The following is a 16,984-nucleotide window of genomic DNA, read 5'->3' as shown; positions in this document are numbered from 1 at the left end:
AGCACGGAACGGCCCCGGGAGCCCCGGACGACGCCGGGGCTCCCGTCGGATCGGACCCGGCTCAGGCCCGGATCAGGCTCAGGCCCGGATCAGGCTCAGGCCCGGATCAGGCTCAGGCCCGGATCAGGCTCAGGCCCGGATCAGGCTCAGGCCCGGATCAGCTCGCGCTCGCCCCCCGCGTCACCGTGTCCGTCGTTCCCGTTGCCGTTCCCGCCGCGATCGGCGTCGTCCGCGCCCGTCTCGCCGAGCTGCTTGCGCAGGCCCTCGCCCTCGACGTCCACGTTCGGCAGCAGCCGGTCCAGCCAGCGCGGCAGCCACCAGGCACGCCTGCCGAGCAGGGCCAGGACCGCGGGCACGATCGCCATGCGGACCACGAACGCGTCGAAGAAGACGGCGATGGCGAGCGAGAAGCCGATCATCTTGACCATCTGCTCGCTCGATCCGATGAAGCCCGCGAAGACCGCCATCATGATCACGGCCGCGGCCGTGACGACCCGGGCGCCGTGCCGGAAGCCGGTGACGATCGCCTGGCCCGGCTTCTCGCCGTGGACGTACGCCTCTCGCATCCGGGTGACGAGGAAGACCTCGTAGTCCATCGCGAGGCCGAAGACCACACCCACCATGAAGATCGGCATCATGGACATGATCGGACCGGTCTGTTCCACGCCGAAGAGCGAGCCGAGCCAGCCCCACTGGAAGACCGCGACGACCGCGCCGAGGGCCGCGACGACGGAGAGCAGGAAGCCGAGGGCCGCCTTCAGCGGCACCAGCACCGAGCGGAACACCAGCATCAGCAGCAGGAACGCCAGGCCGACGACGAGTGCCAGGTACGGCAGCAGCGCGTCGTTCATCTTCTGCGAGAAGTCGATGTTCATCGCGGTGGAGCCGGTGACCAGGACCTCCGCGCCGGTGGAGGACTGGATGTCCTTGCCGGTGTCGCGGATGGCGTGGACGACGTTCTCCGTCTCGGTGGAGCTCGGCCGGTCCTTCGGGACGACGGTGATCATCGCGGCGTCGCCGGCCTTGTTGAACTGGGCCGGGGTGACGGCGACGACGCCCGGGATGCCGGAGATCTCGTCGGTGACCTGCTTGGCGGCGGTCTTGCCGTCGGAGCTGTTCGCGGTGTCGACGACGACCAGCAGCGGCCCGTTGAAGCCGGGGCCGAAGCCGTCCGAGAGCAGGTCGTAGGCGCGTCGCTGGGTGGTGCTGGTCGGCTGGGAACCGTCGTCGGGCAGGCCCATCTCCAGGGACGTCGCCGGTACGGCGACGGCGCCGAGGCCGATGACCCCGGCCAGCAGCACCCACACCGGCTTGCGCAGCACGAACCGGGCCCAGCGGGTGCCCATGTTCGGCTTCTCCTCGGCCGGGACGCAGGCGTCGGCGGCCTCGCGCGCCTTGCGGCCCATGATCCGCTTGCCCGCGAAGCCCATCAACGCCGGGACCAGGGTGAGCGCGACGAGGACCGCGATCACGACGGTTCCGGCAGCGGCGAAGCCCATCTTCGACAGCATCGGGATGTTCACGACCGCGAGGCCGACCAGGGCGATGACCACCGTGAGCCCGGCGAAGACCACCGCGGAGCCCGCCGTGCCGACGGCCCGGCCCGCCGCTTCCTCGTGCTTCCGGCCCTCGGCCAGCTCGGCACGGTAGCGGGAGACGATGAACAGCGCGTAGTCGATGCCGACCGCGAGGCCGATCATCATCGCGAGGATGGAGGTGGTGGAGCCGAGGTCGAGCACGTTCGCCAGCGCCGTGATCGTCGAGACGCCGATCCCGACCCCGATCAGGGCGGTGAGCAGCGGCAGCCCGGCGGCCACCAGCGAGCCGAAGGTGATGACCAGCACCACGGCGGCGATCGCGACACCGATGACCTCGGTGGCGCCCGTCTCCGGCATCACCTGGAGCGCGTCACCGCCGATCTCCACGGTCAGCCCGCTCTTCTGCGCCGCGTGACCCACGTTCTCCAGGGAGTCCCGGGTCGCGTCGGTCAGCTCCATCGAGTTGACCTTGTAGGACACCGAGACGTACGCGGTGGTGCCGTTCTTGCTGACGGCGTTCGCGGTGTACGGGTCGGTGACCGAGGCGATCTGGTCCGAGCCCGACTTCAACGCGTCGACGGTCCTGTTCACCTCGGCCTTGTTGGCCGGGTCGGTCATCTTCTGCCGGTCGGGGGCCTTGAAGACGACCCGGGCGCTGGCACCGTCGGCACTGGCCCCGGGAAAACGCTGTTCCAGCAGGTCGAAGGCGCGCTGCGCCTCCGTCCCCGGTATGGAGAAGGAGCTGGAGGTGGCGGTGGACGCGGAGGCCGCGCCGAATCCGGCGAGCGCCAGCAACGCCACCCAGATCAGGGCGACGTAGCGGCGGCGCCGGAAGGCGAGCCGTCCGAGCTTGTAGAGGAATGTGGCCACGGAGACGTACTCCCGGGTCGGGTCGTTGCGGAAATGGGCGTGAGGTGCCGGCCCGACGACGAGAGCGGCGTGTCAGGTGGGGCTCGGGGAGAGGGTCGTGCGCGGGGACGCGGGAGGGTCAGACTCCGAGAGCGGGGAGAACCACGGAGTCGACGTAGTCGATCAGGAACGCCCGGTCGACGGAGCGGTCCTCGACCAGTTGCCGGGCGGCGAAGGCGCCGATCAGCATGTGCGGTACGTACTTCAGTGCCGGATGGTCCGGCGGCAGTTCACCCCGGTCCACGGCTCGGCGCAGCAGCGTTTCGAGACCGGTGATCTCCGGTTCGACCAGCAGCTCCCGCAGGGCCTGGAGCAGATCGGGGTTGTTGTGGACGGCATGGCTCAGGCCCCGCAGCAGTGCGGAGTCCTTCTCCATCTGGCAGTCGTCGGTGAGGCTCAGCATGGTGTGGAAGTCGCCCCGCAGGGATCCGGTGTCGATCTCCGCGAGGGAGACCGGTTTGTTGTGCCGGAGAGCCCTGACGACCAGCTCGGGTTTGCTCCCCCACTGGCGGTAGAGGGTGGCCTTGCTGGAATGGGTGCGGGCGGCGACGGCGTCCATGGTCAGGGCGTCGTAACCGACCTCGCGGAGGAGGTCGAGGACGGCGGCGTACAGCTCGCTCTCGCGCTCGGGCGTGAGCCGGGTGCGTGCCACGGGCCGACCTCCGTTCGCGTCCGTTCGCGCCACTGGCGCGGCCACCGGTTCGGTTCCGCCCGCGCACCGGCCGGAACACCAGTCCACCGAACGAAACTGTTTCGTACACATCGACGCTAACGCACCCATCGAGCGAAACGAGAACGTTTCGCTTGTGTTCCGCACCACAGACGACCCGCCGCAGACGCCCCGCCACGGACGCCCCGCGGTCGACGGACCACCACGGACGCCCCACCGCCGACGAGCCCCTCCCGTCACCACGAGTTGCCGGGGTCCTCCCGCGCGGAAAGCATGGAGGGGTGAGTGACGACGTCGCGTATCTCCGTTTCCCGCACCTCCACGACGATCTGATCTGCTTCGCGGCCGAGGACGACCTCTGGGTCGCACCCCTCGCTCCGGAGGGACAGCGGCCCGGCCGGGCCTGGCGGCTGACCGTGGACCGCACCCGGGTCGGCCACCCGCGCTTCTCCCCCGACGGGACCCGCGTCGCCTACACGACCTGGCGCAGCCTGGACCCCGAGGTCCACCTCGTGCCGGTCGAGGGCGGACCGGCACGGCGGCTCACCTACTGGGGGTCGACGGACGCCCGGGTCTGCGGCTGGACCCCCGACCCGGGCGACGCCGCGCAGATCCTCGCCGTGTCCTCGCACCGGCAGCCGTTCCCGCACGTCTCCTGGGCCTACACCCTGCACACCGACGGCGGCCCCGGCGGCAAGCTGCCCTGGGGCCCGGTGGCCGACATCGCGGTCGCCGACCTCGACGGGAAGCGCCGCACCCTCCTCCTCACCGGGAAACCACCGCACGAGCCCGCCTCCTGGAAGCGGTACCGGGGCGGCGCGACGGGCCGCCTGTGGCTGCACGGCGAGCGGCTGCTCCCGGACATCGGCGGTCATCTCGACTCCCCCATGTTCGTCGCCGGCCGGATCGCGTTCCTCTCCGACCACGAGGGCGTCGGCAACCTGTACTCCTGCCGCCCGGACGGCACCGGCCTGCGCCGCCACACGGACCACGACGCCTTCTACGCCCGGCACGCGTCCAGCGACGGACACCGGGTGGTCTACCAGTGCGCGGGCGATCTGTGGCTGGTCGACGACCTCGCCTCGCCGGACGCCACGCCCCGGAAGCTTGAGGTCCGGCTCGGCGGCCCGCGCGCCGGACGCCGGACGTACCAGGTGCCGACGGCCAGCAACGTCGACTCGCTCTCGGTGGACGAGACCGGCCGGGCCAGTGCCGTCGCGGTACGCGGCAGCCTGTACTGGCTGACCCACCGCGACGGCCCCGCCCGCACCATCGCCGACACCCCCGGCGTCCGGGTCCGGCTGCCCGAGATGCTCGGCAGCGGCGGCAAGGTCGCCTACGTCACGGACGCGGACGGCGAGGACGCCGTCGAGATCTCCTACCTGCCGCGCGCCAGTGGCGACCGTCCGGCGATCCGGCTGGCGTCCGGCCTGATCGGCCGGGTCCAGGAGCTGATCGCGGACCCGGACGGCGAGCGCCTGGCCATCGCGACGAACGACGGGCGCCTGCTCCTCCTCGACACGGACGAGGAGACCTCCACCGGTGTGCCCGTGGAGCTGATCCGCTCCGTCAACGGCCCGGTCCGTGACATGGCGTTCTCGCCGGACGGCGCCTGGCTCACCTGGTCGCACCCCGGAATCGGCCGTTCGCTGCGCCAGATCAAGCTGGCCCGCATCCTGGGCACCGGCTCCCCGGTGATCGCGGACGTCACCAACGGCCGCTTCGAGGACGAGAACCCCGTCTTCACCGGTGACGGCCGCTACCTCGCGTTCCTCTCCTGGCGCGGCTTCGACCCGGTGTACGACGTCCACACCGGCGACCTGTCCTTCCCGCTGGGCTGCCGCCCGTACCTGGTGCCGCTGTCCTCGGCGACGCCGTCCCCGTTCGCCCTGTCCCCCGAGGGCCGCCCGGCGGCGGGCGGGCTCGATCCGCTCGACGAGATCACCACACCCGCGACGGGCGAGGGCCCGTCGACGGTCGGCGTCGAGTTCGAGGGGCTGGAGAGCCGGGTGACGCCGTTCCCGGTCGCCGCGTCGAAGTACTCGGGCCTGCACCCGGTGAGCGGCGGCGGGCTGGTGTGGCTGCGCTGGCCGATCTCGGGCGCGCTCGGCGAGACGTTCGCCAACCCGGCGGACATGTCGGGCCGCCCCACCCTCGAACACTTCAACATCTCCAAGGCCCGCAAGACCGAACTCGTCCCCCACCTCGACTGGTTCGCGGTCAGCGGCGACGCCACCCGGCTCGTCGTCATGGACGAGGGCGAACTGCGTGCGGTGCCCGCCACCGAGATCGCCGACAGCGACACCACGGTCTACCTCGACCTGCGCCGCATCCTGCACGAGGTCGACCCCGCGGCGGAGTGGCGTCAGGCGTACGCGGAGGCCGGCCGCATCACCCGGGCGTACTTCTGGGAGCCGGACATGTGCGGCATCGACTGGAACGGGGTGCTCGACCAGTACCGCCCGTTGGTCGAACGAGTCGCCTCCCCCGACGAGTTCGCCGATCTGCTGCGGGAGGTCCTTGGCGAACTGGGCACCTCGCACGCCTACGTGTCGCCCTCCCGCCGCAACGAGGGCCCGCCGCACTACCAGCGCGCGATCGGCCTGCTCGGCGTCAACTTCCTGTGCCGGGACGGCGACTGGACCGTACGCCGGATTCTCCCCGGCGACTCCTCCGACTCCAAGGCCCGTTCCCCGCTGGCCGGTACCGGCATCCGGGAGGGCGCGGTCCTCACCCATGTCGACGGGCGCCCGGTCGACCCGGTGGCGGGCCCGTACCCGCTGCTGGCCGCGGCCGGTGGCACCACCGTCGAACTCACCTTCCGGCCCGCCGAGACCGGAGGCCGCTCCCGCCGCGTCGCGATCGTCCCCCTCATCGACGAACGCCCCCTGCGCTACCAGGACTGGGTGGCCAAACGCCGTGAGGTCGTGCGGGAGCTGAGCGGCGGCAAGTGCGGCTACCTGCACATCCCCGACATGGGCGGCTCCGGCTGGGCACAGTTCAACCGTGACCTGCGCATGGAGGTGTCCCGCCCGGCGCTCATCGTCGACGTGCGCGGCAACGCGGGCGGCAACATCAGCGAACTCGTCGTCGAGAAGCTCACCCGCACCATCCTCGGCTGGGACCTCACCCGCAACGCCCAGCCCGTCTCGTACGCCTCCAACGCCCCGCGCGGCCCGGTGGTCGCCCTGGCCGACGAGGCGACGGCCTCCGACGGCGACATGATCACCGCCGCGTTCCGACTGCTCAAGCTGGGGCCGGTGGTGGGCCAGCGGACCTGGGGCGGCGTCGTCGGCATGACCGGCCGTCACCGGCTGGTCGACGGCACGGTCATCACGGTGCCGATGAACGCGGCCTGGTTCGACACCTACGGCTGGTCGGTCGAGAACTACGGCGTCGAGCCGGACGTGGAGGCCCTGCGCACCCCGCTCGACTGGGCCGAGGGCCGGTACGCGGTACTGGACGACGCGGTACGGGTGGCCCTGGAACTGCTCGCCGCGCACCCGGCGGCCAACCCGCCCTCGTACGAGACGGTCCCGGACCGCCGCCGCCCGCCCCTGCCGCCCCGCTGAGGGCGGTTCAGTGGGCTGCGGCGCCGCCGCTCGGTCATCGCCGACGGCGCTCATGGCCGGAGCGACAATCCGGTGGCCTACCCGCTGGCGCACCTCCCGGGTCATCTCCCAAGCGGTAGCAACGAGCACCCAGCCAACGATCCCGACGGCAGTTGTTAACAGTTCCGCGCAGGGCAGTTTGGAGCAGCCCACCGCCTGGTCGCGCTACATGAGAAGCCATCACCGCTCAGGACCGCATGCCCTGGAGATTAACAAGGTCTCCCAGGCCGCTGCGACCCTGCCCGGGGCAAGGCGCGCGGCACCTGCCTGGCCTGCGCGGGCCATGGCGGTGCGACGGGTGGGGTCGGTCAGGAGGCCGATAGCAGCGGTGGCGAAGGCGTTCTGGGTGTCGTATTCGTCGATATCGCCTGCGATGAGGATGCCGGTCTGGTCGTGGTGGACACGTTCGGTGAGGGCGTCGACGGGGCTGGTGATGACGGGGGCGCCGGCGGCGGCGGATTCGGCGGCGGAGAGGCAGAACATCTCCGGGAAGCGGCACGGGTAGAGGGTGAGGGCGGCCTGTTGCTGGATCTCGATCAGTTCGGCGCGGGGGCGGGTGCCGAGGAGGCGGACGCCGTCGGGGAGAGGTCGGCCACCGAGGAGCTGGTGCCAGCGGTCGTCGGACTCGGAGTTGGTGAAGCCCCAGAGCTGCCAGCCACTGGTGACCCAGAGTTCGGCGTCGGGGACGGCGGCGCGGATGCGGGGCCAGAGGGCGAGGGCGGAGTCGAGGCCGCGATTGGGCATGCTGGCGAAGAGGCAGATGGGGGCGCGGCCGGTGAGAGGTCGGGTGTAGCGCTCGGTCTCGACGGGGAGCGGGATCAGGCGGGTGGAGATGTCCACGGAGGCCGCCCCAAGCCGCTGCTGCATGGCTTGGGAGGCGAGGACGACTTGGCCGCCCCGGCCGCGGAAGGTGTCGGCGAAGGCGGCCGGGCCCCGAGCTCGGTCGTCGAGCATCCAGAAGAGGTGGTGTCCGGCCTTGGAGCCGGCTGGCCACAGGGCCTCGTCGAAGCGGACCGCGACGGCTACGTCGGGGGCCGGGGCGGTGTCGAGTTCCCAGGTCATGCGCCAGGTCACGCCGTCGTAGATGCCGGGGCGATAGCAGCAGTTGAAGACCTCGACGTGGTGGCCTCGGGCGGCGAGGGCGCGGGTGAGGAGGACCAGGGAGGCTTCGCAGCCGCCGAGTCCGGGGTTGTCGTAGTCGGGCGGGTAGAAGCTTGTGCGCTTGGGGTAGTGGAACTGCCATCGCATCGGGGCTCCCTGGGTTCCTCGGTGGGTGTGGGTCAGTTGCGCCAGGTCTCCTCACGGACCGCTGCCGGGTCGAGGCCGAGCCGGTAGGCGGCCTGGACGGCGGCTGCGGACTGGAGGAGTCCGTCGATGCCCCAGTCGAGAAGCGCCGGGGCCTTGTTGAGCGGGGCGATCAATCGGCCGTAGGTGCGGCCTGTGTCGGGGTCGGGCTCGCGCGGGAAGAAGTCGATGATCCTTACGGCCAGGCGGAGCTGGGCGTAAGGCGGCAGCCCGTCCTCGGTGACTTCCTGGTAGCCGAGGTAGACCGGCTCGCCGATGGTGATCTGGCTTTCCTCGCGGCACTCGCGGGCGAGGACGGCCGGGGCGTCCTCGCCGTGTTCGGGCTTGCCGCCGGGCAGGCCGTAGCGGCCGGCATCGTCGCGGAGCAGTACGCGGCCGGTTTCGTCGAAGCAGAAGCCGTACACCTGGCGGACAGGGATGTCGTCGGGCAGGGGGGCGGTGATCCAGCGGAAGGAGACCACGGGGTTTCTCCTGGTGGTGAGTCGAGTTCTCGGAAACGGCTTGCCCAGCGGTGGAGTTCGGTGTGGAGTCCTGGGCATGCCTGTGGTGTTCTGCAAGCCTGACGCACTCGACGGACCGCACAGCACGGTGCGCGGTCACCGCGCCGCTGGTTTCTACGCGGCTCTGGCGGCCCAGTGCGCTGGCGAGGGCCCGGAGGGCCTGGTCGAGCCGTGGCGTACGAGCGCGCGGCGGGCCGCCACCCAGATTGCTGAACGAGCGCAGACCGAGGAGGCGTTCAGGGGCATGGTGGTGGCTCCCGATGCTGCTGCCGAACGGCTCCGGCAGGCATCGCGGTTGCTGGCGGACGGGCCGGAGCAGACCCGTGGCGTCGTACGGCGGGCCGTTCGACTGCTGGGGTTCGAGGTGGAGGCCGAGCGGCAGGTCGTGCTGGGCGAGGCCGGAGTCGAGGAGGTGTACGGCGGGGCCACCACCACGGTGGAGTTCGAGCGGGTTCGCGCCGATCTCGTGAACTACCTGGCCTCCGATCCCGTGGAGGTCTGGCTGCTGTCCGGACGGCAGGACCCGTGCGTGCTTCAGTGGTGGAAGACGTACGTCCGGCACATGCTCCTGGACCGCAAGCCCGGCGAGTACTTGCTGCGGAACCTGGTCCACGTGTGCGACGGGCCGGACGCTGCCTACCTGGCCGGCCTGCTGCACGGCTGACCTCACCGGCGGGCCTCCCAACACGAGGCCGCGTGCGAGGCGATCTTCGCGGCGAGTTCGCCGGGGTCCGCGTCGGTGCTGTCCAGACACAGCAGGTGCGGAACCTGCGCAGACATGAGGCGGTCGAGGGTGGCGTGCCAGGCGGCGAAGGCCGTGGGGTCCGGTCCGAAGAACCGGCGGCGCTCGACCTTGGTGGTGCGGTCGGCGGCAACATCGGCCCGGTGCCGGGCCAGGCGAGTGCTGAAGTCGGTATGGAGGAGGGTGGCGCCCGCGTACCGGAGGTGGGCGGCGCGGGTGTAGCGGTAGCCGCGGGCCATCCACCAGTCGTTCTCGACTGCTGCGCGGGCCCAGGCACGAAAGTGGGTGCTGACCTTCAGAGCCCGGACCGGCCCGGGGCGGAACAGGAGCCCGTCGAGCGCGGGCTCGGCCACGTACAGCCCGCGGCGAAGTAGATCGGTCGGGGTGCCCCTGGGGACGGCGGTGGTGATGTTGGCGAGCCGGGCGTCGAGGCGGCCGAGCCCGCCTCCGAGGAGGGGGCCGATCACTATCCGCGTGTCCAGCCCCTGCTCGCGCAAGTGCTTCTGGACCAGGGCGGCGATCGTCTTCTTACCGGAGCAGTCCAGCCCCTCCAGCGCGTACGGTCGCATCCAGGTCTCCTCCCTCCAGCTCCAGGGGGATGGGGGAACCTTTGGCCAGCGAAGCCTTGATGAGCGCTTCGGCGGCGGCGTGGGCCTCGATCGTGCAGGCGGCCAACTCGACGAGGTGGAGCGGGTAGCGGTGGTCGTCGCCGTGCGGCAGGTCGGCGTAGTGCCAGGAGTCCTCGTCGTCCGGGCAGCAGGGAATGTCCGGCGCTTCCGGAGCTGAGAGCAGGGTGCTCGCGATGTCGAAGGCGCCGTATGTGTTGCCGAAGTGGCGTACGGGGGTGTCGCCAAGGTGCAGGGAAGCTTCCGCGAGCGCGGTCAGGCGGGAGCCGGGAACCAGTCGGCCGGCGTCGAGGAGGTTGATCAGTTCGTCCTCGCCGAGCGGGACGGGTCGTCCCGGGGGGCGGGCGTCGCTGGTCGTCGGCAGGGGCGACAGGTCCAAGCGACCGTCCACGGCGTGGAGACGAACGCGCAGCGGCACGCCCTCGGGGCTGATGGCCACAGCGAGCAGTGGCCACATCGGCCGCCGCTCCTGCTCGGCCCAGCGCACGAGAGCAGTGAGCAACCCGCCGGGCACATGTCCGAGCGCCCGGGCCAGCGTGTGCCGTGCGTCGGAGCGGGTGAGGCTGGTGAGGGTCAGGCGAGGCAAGGACGGGGTGATCCTGCGGTGGAGGGCGTCAGTGGCCTGCCACAGCGCCTCGCCGATCGTGAGGCCGTTGCTGCCTTCCGCGCACCGTGCTGCGAAGTCGTCTCGTACGCCGGCGAATACCCGGCGCTCCGCTCTCGTCGACTCCGGGTGCCGTAGCGCCGTCTCGTACACATGGGTGATGTGCCGTACGGCGTCGGGCTCGGAGGCCGGGAGCCACCACGGGGCGAAGACGCTGTCGCCGCCCAGCTCCATAACGTGGAGGCGTCCGTCCCGGAAGCGCGGGAGGCGGATGGTGGTGCCGCCGCGATGGCGCGGGAACTCGTTGAGAAGCCCGTCGCAGTGGCCGAGGACAGCGAGGTGGCGATGGTGGTGGACGGGCATACGGGCGGACGGGTTGACCGTGGGGTGCCACGCGTCCGTGACGTCGAAGGTCATCGGCGCACCCCGACCGGATTCGACACCTGCCAGGGCAGCGCGGCGCGTCCGTCCAGGTGGTGGGCGTAGCGGTCGAGGTTGGCGGCGAGTTCGGCGTCCCGGCGTGCGGCGCTGCCCGAGCGGGGCGGATGCTCGCGGTGGAACACCCCGGTGGACAACACGGGTACGACGTACGAGCCTCGGGCGATGGCCTTGGCGGCGAAGCACACGTCCTCCGGTCCCCAGCCGGTGAAGTCGGGCGGGAAGCCGATGGAGCGGGCGGTCGCGGCGGGCAGGGCCAGGTTGTTGCCCTTGACCATGAAGGGCAGGTCCACCGGGCCGAGGCGTCGGCCATTGCCGAGGTCCCGGAAGCCGCGCGTCTGCCGGATCGGGTGGACGGTGACCGGCTCAGGCACGGGGACCAGGCCGAGTCGCCCCGGCTTGTAGTGCGCGGAGACGCGGGAGTCCCTGCTGCCGTCCGGTGCCCGAGCCGGGACGGGCAGGTGTCCGGGAACGTGGTCGCGCAGCGAGACGGTGATCAGGTTCGGGGCGAGTAGGTGGCGGGCGACATGCTCGGTCAGGTAGTCGGGCGCGAGGTGAGTGTCCGCGTCGCAGAAGAGGACCAGGCCGTAGCGGCTGCGGGCCATGCCGTGGTTGCGGGCGCCGCCACAGTGGAGCTGAGTGTCGGAGCGGACCAGACGGATCTGGCGGGGCAGCCCGGACGGAAGGCTGAGCAGCGGGTCGCTGGCGTCGTCGACAACGATCGCCTCCCACGGGGTGCCGGCCGGGAGGCGGGCAGCGGCGTCGGCGAGCGCGTGTAGAACGCCTGGCAGGACTTCGTGGACTCCGCGGGCCGGGATCACCACGCTGATGCCCGCCCACCAAGGCAACGGCAGGGCATGAGCCACGTCCATGGGGTCGAATCCGACGGCACGGGCGGCCAGGTCCAGCGTCCAGTAGTCGTTGCTGCGGGCCGCGAGCGCTTCTCGGATCCGAAGCCCTTGGCTGCCGATGGGCTTGGTGTCGGGCCAGCCGAGCCAGCCGGTCACCACCCAGGGATGTGAGACGTCGGCCTCGCCCAGGATCGCCAGGACGCGTCGACGACCACGCTCGGCCAGAAGCAAACGGACGGGTCCTGCGGCCTGGTTCGTGTCCGCGAGGACGGCCAACGCGTGCCGGGCTGGCGCGTGCCGCCAGGTGTCGCCCCGGCCGATCCAGCTCGGCCGTCCCGGCGCGGCGAGGCGGACCGTGGCCGACGGCATCGGGACCTCGACCAGTACTTCGAGCGGGGCATGTCCGCACCGCGCCCACAGTGGGGCAGCTTCGCCGGATCCGCTCATCAGGCGGAAGTCCTGTGGCGCGGTCACGACGCGAACTCCGCGCCGACCAGATCCGTCGCTTCGGGCAGTCCCGGCAGGTCGTGACCCATGCGGTCCCGCTTGGTCCGCAGGTACTCCAGGCTGTGGATGTTGGCGTCCACCAGCAGCGGCAGCCGCTCGGCCACGTCGATGCCGAGTGCGGTGAGGGCCTCGACCTTGTCCGGATTGTTGGACAGCAGCCGTACCGACCGCACACCGAGATCCGCCAGAACCCTGGCGGCGACCCGGTAGTCGCGGGCATCCGCCGGCAGCCCCATCGAGGCGTTGGCGTCGACCGTGTCGAACCCGGCGTCCTGTAGCGCGTAAGCCCGCAGCTTCGCCAGCAGCCCGATCCCCCGGCCCTCGTGTCCGCGCAGGTAGAGGATCACCCCGACGCCCTCGGCGGCCACCGCGGCCATGGCCGCGTCCAGCTGCGGCCCGCAGTCGCACCGCAGTGAGCCGAGGGCCTCGCCGGTCAGACACTCCGAGTGCACCCGTACGAGCACCCGCTCGGCATCCCGGACTCGGCCGAGGGTGAGCGCCAGATGTTCCCCACCCTCCAGCACATTGCGGTATCCCCAGGCGGTGAACATGCCATGAGCGGTGGGAATACGGGCCTGGGCGGCGCAGCCGAGAGTGCCGGAAAGGTCGGTCGTCCGCGCCTCGCACGCCTCGTGGGACTCCGAGGTCTCCCGCCGGGCCTGCTCGCGTAAAGCCATGAGGATCAGCCCCATCGTGTTCTGACCGTGCCCGGCGCACACGCCCCAGAACTCGTCGCCCCAGTCGTTGCCCTCCACCAGCTCAGCCGTGCCCGTCGCAAGGAGCCGCTCGCGCAGCTCCGAGTCCTGGAACTTCTGCTCGACCAACGAGCGCATTACGGCCACCTTCGCCTCCTCCCAGTCGGGGCGGTCGGCGTGGCGTCGGCCCAGGCGCTTGGCCTCGTCCGGGTCCGGCTCTCCAGCAATCCGCGTACGGATGGAACGGTCGAGGGTCTTGGCGGCCTGGTAGGCGTGCTCGACCGTGGGGTATTCGATCCCGTCGAGCCGGACCGTGGCGGCCGAGTAGTTCGACAGGAACTCCCACGGGCCGGTGAACCGGTCGATGGCACGGGGAGTCGGGGTGGGCATAGCCGGTGCCGGAGTCATGACACCCTCCTCAGTGTTGGATGACGGGGAAAGGTCGAACGCGGCCCAACAGCGCTTGCCGCACGCCGTCGGCTCGGTTCCGCAGCGATCGGCGTACTCGGCGACCAGCAGCAGTCCGCACCCGGACTCGGCCTCCGGACCAGCGGTGGTCGTCCGGGGAAGAACCGGATCCGCGTCGTGAACGGCGACGACCAGTTCCGTGCCGTCCAGCCGGACGTCCACGGTGATGGGACCGGCCCCGGCGTAGCACCGCGTTCGCGATCAACTCGCCTGCCACCAGCTCGATCCCGACCAGCCGCTCCTCACCGAGCCGTATGTCCCACGCGCTGACCGCGGCCACGAGGCGGTGGCGCGTTTCACGGACGGCGTGCGTGGTACCGACGACAGGGAACGAGAGCTGATGGTGCGCTGCCATGAGCGGGCCTCCTGAGCTGCCAAGGCGTGCGAGACCACGGCGGCGAAGCCTCCGAAGCGGAGAAGACGAACCGTCGGGCGAAGACGCAGTGTTCTCCGTTCCCCGTGCCTGAACGAGACCCTTGGCGATGTCTGACGCAGCCCTTTCGTGCCCAACCGATGTCTAATCGCCGCACGGCAGCGATTTCCGGCGAACTTGGCTTCATCGGCCACTGATTGATGTCTAGCGTGGGTGGCAAAGCGGGCGCCGACACCAGGGAGACGCCGTGCACGCAACAGGAAAGACCCTCTTCCAGACCCTGATCAACCAGCGCGGCTGGCAGGACCACCAGGTCTTCAAGAGGCGCTACGAACAGGCGGCCCGGCAGTTGGCCGAACTGGAGGGTCCGCCCTCGATCGCGACCGCAACGATCGAGAAGCGGCAATTCTTCCGGTACGCGCACGGCGAGGTCCGCACTCCTCAGACCGTCGCGCGCCGGGTCCTGGAGTTCATGTTCCCCGGCATCCCGGCCACCCGCCTCCTCGGCCCCGCACCGTCCGAACCACAGCCCGAGACCCCACGGTCCGCAGCGAGCCGGGGCAGTTCAATGAAATCGTCCGAGTACGGCCTTGAGGACGTGGTCACCGTGGCGGCCAACGAGTCGGCACGGTTCGCGGCCCAGGCAGAAAGCAGCAACGTGGGACCGCACGCGCTGGAACAGATGGAAGCCGACATCCGCCGCATCGTCGACTCGTACCCCAACCGGCCCGTGGGACCTTTGTTTCACGAGGTGCGGGCCCTGCGCGACCGCGCCTTCGAACTCCTCGAAGGCCGCCAGCCGCCGAAGTACACCCGCGACCTGTACGTCGGCGCGGGCGTCCTGTGTGGCGTGCTGGCCAACGCCAGCTTCGACCTGGGCCGTTACGACGCGGCCGAGACCCAGGCCCGCACGGCCTTCCTCTTCGGTGAACTGGCCGGTCACAACGGTCTGTGCGCCTGGGTACGCGGGCTCCAGGCACTCATCTCGTACTGGGACGGCCGTCCGGCCGACGCCGTACGCCTTGCCGAGTCCGGCACCGGCTTCACCCCCGAATCCGGAACGGCCCACATCCGGCTGGAGAGCATCAAAGCCCGCGCATACGGCCAGCTGGGCAGGGCGGACGACGCTCTCGGCGCCCTCGCCACCGCCGACCGGCTGCGCGAACGGCTCACCAACGCCGACGAGCTGCCCGGCGGCATGATGGCCTTCCCCCTGGAGAAGCAGCTCTTCTACGCCAGCAGCACCCACCTCTGGCTCGCCGGCCCCCAGCACCTCAGCGACGCCGAGGCCCGTGCCGACGAGTCCGTGGAGATGTTCGAGGCCGCACCGCCCGAGCGCCGACGGCTCGGTGAGATGTCCCTGGCCCGTATGGACCTCGCCATGGCCCGCCTCGGCCGCGGCGACCTCGACGGTGCCGCCGACCAGATCCAGGAGGTCCTCGCCATCAGCGCCCAGCGCCGCACGGAGAGCGTCGACCGCCGCGTCGGCCACTTCGGCCGTCAGCTCGCCCTGCACTCGGGAGCCGGATCCCCTGTCGCGGTCGGCATGCGGGAGTCGATCATTGCTCACCAGGAACGCACCATCGCCGAGCTCCCGCCAGGAGGCAGCCCGTGACCACCGTGACCCTCTTGCACCCCGGCTCCATGGGCGCCGCCGTCGCTGCCCAGGCCGTCGCCGCCGGCCACGAGGTGCTGTGGGTACCCGAGCGCCGCAGCGAGGCCACCCACCGCCGAGCGAAGGAGGCTGGAGCCACGGCCTGCGGCTCTCTCGCGGAGGCCGTGTCCCGGAGCACGGTCGTCCTCGCCGTCTGCCCGCCCCAGGCTGCGGAGGACGTGGCGGCGACCGTGGCCGCACAGGACTTCCCCGGGGTGTACGTCGACGCCAACGCCATCAGCCCCAAGCGCATGCAGCGCATCGCCGAGAAGATTCACCCGGGCTCCGCAGTCGTCGACGGCTCGATCTTCGGCCCCCCGCCGGGTGACGAGCGCTCGGCCCGCCTCTACCTCGCCGGGGACAGCCCCGCTGTCGACCAGGTGGAACCGCTGTTCGCGGGCACCGCCCTGCACGTTCGCAGGACGGGCGACGCCACCGGCGCGGCCTCCGCCCTGAAGATGGCCTTCGCCAGCTACCAGAAGGCCGCCCGCACCCTCGCCGGCGTCGCCCACGCCCTGGCCGACGCCCACGGGGTCGGCGACGAGCTCACGGCCGAGGCCGAGGTCATGGTCTCCGCCATCCTGTCGGATCCGGGGTACCTGCCGAGCGTGGCCGCTCGTGCCTGGCGCTGGGCACCCGAGATGGGCGAGATCGCGGACACCCTCCGCACAGCCGACTTGCCGACCGATCTGGCTGACGCAACGGCCAAGGTGATGTCCCGCTGGGAACGGGACAAGGACCAGCACGACCTGCCGGTGGAGGAGGTACTGGCCCACCTGCGAAACCAGGACCTCTGATCAGCGAACGCGGCATGGTGTCACGCCATCCGATGGCTCACCCACCACCTCAACCACCCCGCCGAAAACGCTCACACCCGCGAGTCGTCAAACGCAAGGTCCTGAAGTGGGCCGCGAAACGCTCCCACCACACACACCGGACCCAGCCGAAACACAGCCCCCACCTCACCATCCGAGACCACCAACTGAACGGTATTGAGGCTGACCACCATCACCTCCCGCGTCGATTCCGAGACCCGCCTCACCCTGCGGTGAACTCCGCCCTCGCCGGGCTCATCCACAGCGCGGGCCAGGGCCGCCCGGCCACCCCACAAGACCCACCCGAACAGCCGGGGCAGACGGGACGGACGGGCGGCCCGAACGGGCAGAGCAGGCCGAGCGCTGCCGGGCGATCACACTCCGATGAAGCTCACGGTCTCGGTCACGTCCGCCCGCCCGGTCCGCAGCCGCGGCACGCCCTTCGGTCCGGCAAGGGGTTCGCCGGTGACGACGTACACGTGCCACGGCTGGAGGTTCCCGCTCGACGGAGCTCGCGCGGCCGCGGACAGCACCCGTTCGAGCACGTCCACGGGTACCGGTTCGTCGCTGAACGCCCGCACGGCACGACGGCTGTCCACGGCTTCGTACACGTCCACGTTCCCTCGCCCCACTTCTTTCGTTCCGCAGCACACTGTCTCCGCCCCGACCGCACTGCGG

The 16,984-nt window shown here is 71.0% G+C and carries 13 protein-coding genes; 4 read left to right on the top strand and 9 right to left on the bottom strand.

Translation table 11 applies throughout. The features are described from left to right. Nucleotides 1-146: 146 nt before the first annotated feature. Together ACF1CT_RS20170 and ACF1CT_RS20165 are read right to left on the bottom strand one after the other, a co-directional pair. Nucleotides 147-2,408 (bottom strand): MMPL family transporter, encoded by a 2,262-nt coding sequence (locus ACF1CT_RS20170; RefSeq protein WP_391785248.1) that lies wholly within the window; start codon nt 2,406-2,408, stop codon nt 147-149. A gap of 118 nt (nt 2,409-2,526) precedes the next feature. Next, complete coding sequence (locus ACF1CT_RS20165; RefSeq protein WP_391785247.1) at nt 2,527-3,099, bottom strand: TetR/AcrR family transcriptional regulator; 573 nt, start codon at nt 3,097-3,099, stop codon at nt 2,527-2,529. A 299-nt stretch (nt 3,100-3,398) separates the two neighbouring features. On the opposite strand from ACF1CT_RS20165, the gene ACF1CT_RS20160 reads away from it, so the two are divergent. After that, complete coding sequence (locus ACF1CT_RS20160) at nt 3,399-6,689, top strand: S41 family peptidase (RefSeq protein ID WP_391785246.1); 3,291 nt, start codon at nt 3,399-3,401, stop codon at nt 6,687-6,689. Nucleotides 6,690-6,908: 219 nt separating this feature from the next. Here the strand turns inward: ACF1CT_RS20160 and ACF1CT_RS20155 are convergent, their stop codons facing one another. Both ACF1CT_RS20155 and ACF1CT_RS20150 read right to left on the bottom strand, forming a co-directional pair. After that, the gene (locus ACF1CT_RS20155; protein ID WP_391785245.1) at nt 6,909-7,976 is read right to left on the bottom strand and encodes a glycosyltransferase family 4 protein; all 1,068 of its coding nucleotides are present in this window, start codon (nt 7,974-7,976) and stop codon (nt 6,909-6,911) included. A 32-nt stretch (nt 7,977-8,008) separates the two neighbouring features. After that, nucleotides 8,009-8,494, bottom strand: coding sequence for an NUDIX hydrolase (locus ACF1CT_RS20150; RefSeq protein WP_391785244.1), 486 nt, complete (start codon nt 8,492-8,494; stop codon nt 8,009-8,011). A gap of 76 nt (nt 8,495-8,570) precedes the next feature. On the opposite strand from ACF1CT_RS20150, the gene ACF1CT_RS20145 reads away from it, so the two are divergent. Continuing rightward, a complete protein-coding gene (locus tag ACF1CT_RS20145) occupies nt 8,571-9,197 on the top strand; it encodes a hypothetical protein (RefSeq protein WP_391785243.1) in 627 nt (208 codons plus the stop codon). A gap of 2 nt (nt 9,198-9,199) precedes the next feature. Here ACF1CT_RS20145 and ACF1CT_RS20140 read toward each other — a convergent pair whose 3' ends face one another. The 4 genes from ACF1CT_RS20140 to ribA are packed head-to-tail and all read right to left on the bottom strand — an operon-like array spanning nt 9,200 to nt 13,404. Beyond that, complete coding sequence (locus ACF1CT_RS20140; RefSeq protein WP_391785242.1) at nt 9,200-9,844, bottom strand: hypothetical protein; 645 nt, start codon at nt 9,842-9,844, stop codon at nt 9,200-9,202. Then, a complete protein-coding gene (locus tag ACF1CT_RS20135) occupies nt 9,804-10,922 on the bottom strand; it encodes a hypothetical protein (protein ID WP_391785241.1) in 1,119 nt (372 codons plus the stop codon). Before ACF1CT_RS20135 ends, ACF1CT_RS20140 begins: the two co-directional genes overlap by 41 nt. Continuing rightward, nucleotides 10,919-12,268, bottom strand: coding sequence for a glycosyltransferase family 2 protein (locus ACF1CT_RS20130; RefSeq protein WP_391785240.1), 1,350 nt, complete (start codon nt 12,266-12,268; stop codon nt 10,919-10,921). The genes ACF1CT_RS20135 and ACF1CT_RS20130 overlap by 4 nt, the downstream gene beginning before the upstream one ends. Further along, on the bottom strand, nt 12,265-13,404 hold the full coding sequence (gene ribA / locus ACF1CT_RS20125) for a GTP cyclohydrolase II (RefSeq protein WP_391785239.1): 1,140 nt from the start codon (nt 13,402-13,404) through the stop codon (nt 12,265-12,267). The genes ACF1CT_RS20130 and ribA overlap by 4 nt, the downstream gene beginning before the upstream one ends. 680 nt (nt 13,405-14,084) lie before the next feature. Between ribA and ACF1CT_RS20120 the strand changes: the two genes are divergently transcribed. Beyond that, the gene (locus ACF1CT_RS20120) at nt 14,085-15,452 is read left to right on the top strand and encodes a hypothetical protein (RefSeq protein ID WP_391785238.1); all 1,368 of its coding nucleotides are present in this window, start codon (nt 14,085-14,087) and stop codon (nt 15,450-15,452) included. Beyond that, nucleotides 15,449-16,288, top strand: coding sequence for a DUF1932 domain-containing protein (locus ACF1CT_RS20115; protein ID WP_391785237.1), 840 nt, complete (start codon nt 15,449-15,451; stop codon nt 16,286-16,288). Before ACF1CT_RS20120 ends, ACF1CT_RS20115 begins: the two co-directional genes overlap by 4 nt. A gap of 392 nt (nt 16,289-16,680) precedes the next feature. Here the strand turns inward: ACF1CT_RS20115 and ACF1CT_RS20110 are convergent, their stop codons facing one another. Further along, nucleotides 16,681-16,923: a nitroreductase family protein gene (locus ACF1CT_RS20110; protein WP_391785236.1), complete on the bottom strand. Its 243-nt coding sequence runs from the start codon at nt 16,921-16,923 to the stop codon at nt 16,681-16,683. Nucleotides 16,924-16,984 lie beyond the last annotated feature (61 nt).

Source organism: Streptomyces sp. NPDC014734 (assembly GCF_043083325.1).
Lineage (GTDB): Bacteria > Actinomycetota > Actinomycetes > Streptomycetales > Streptomycetaceae > Streptomyces.
This window is presented reverse-complemented; position numbering and strand designations above follow the sequence as displayed.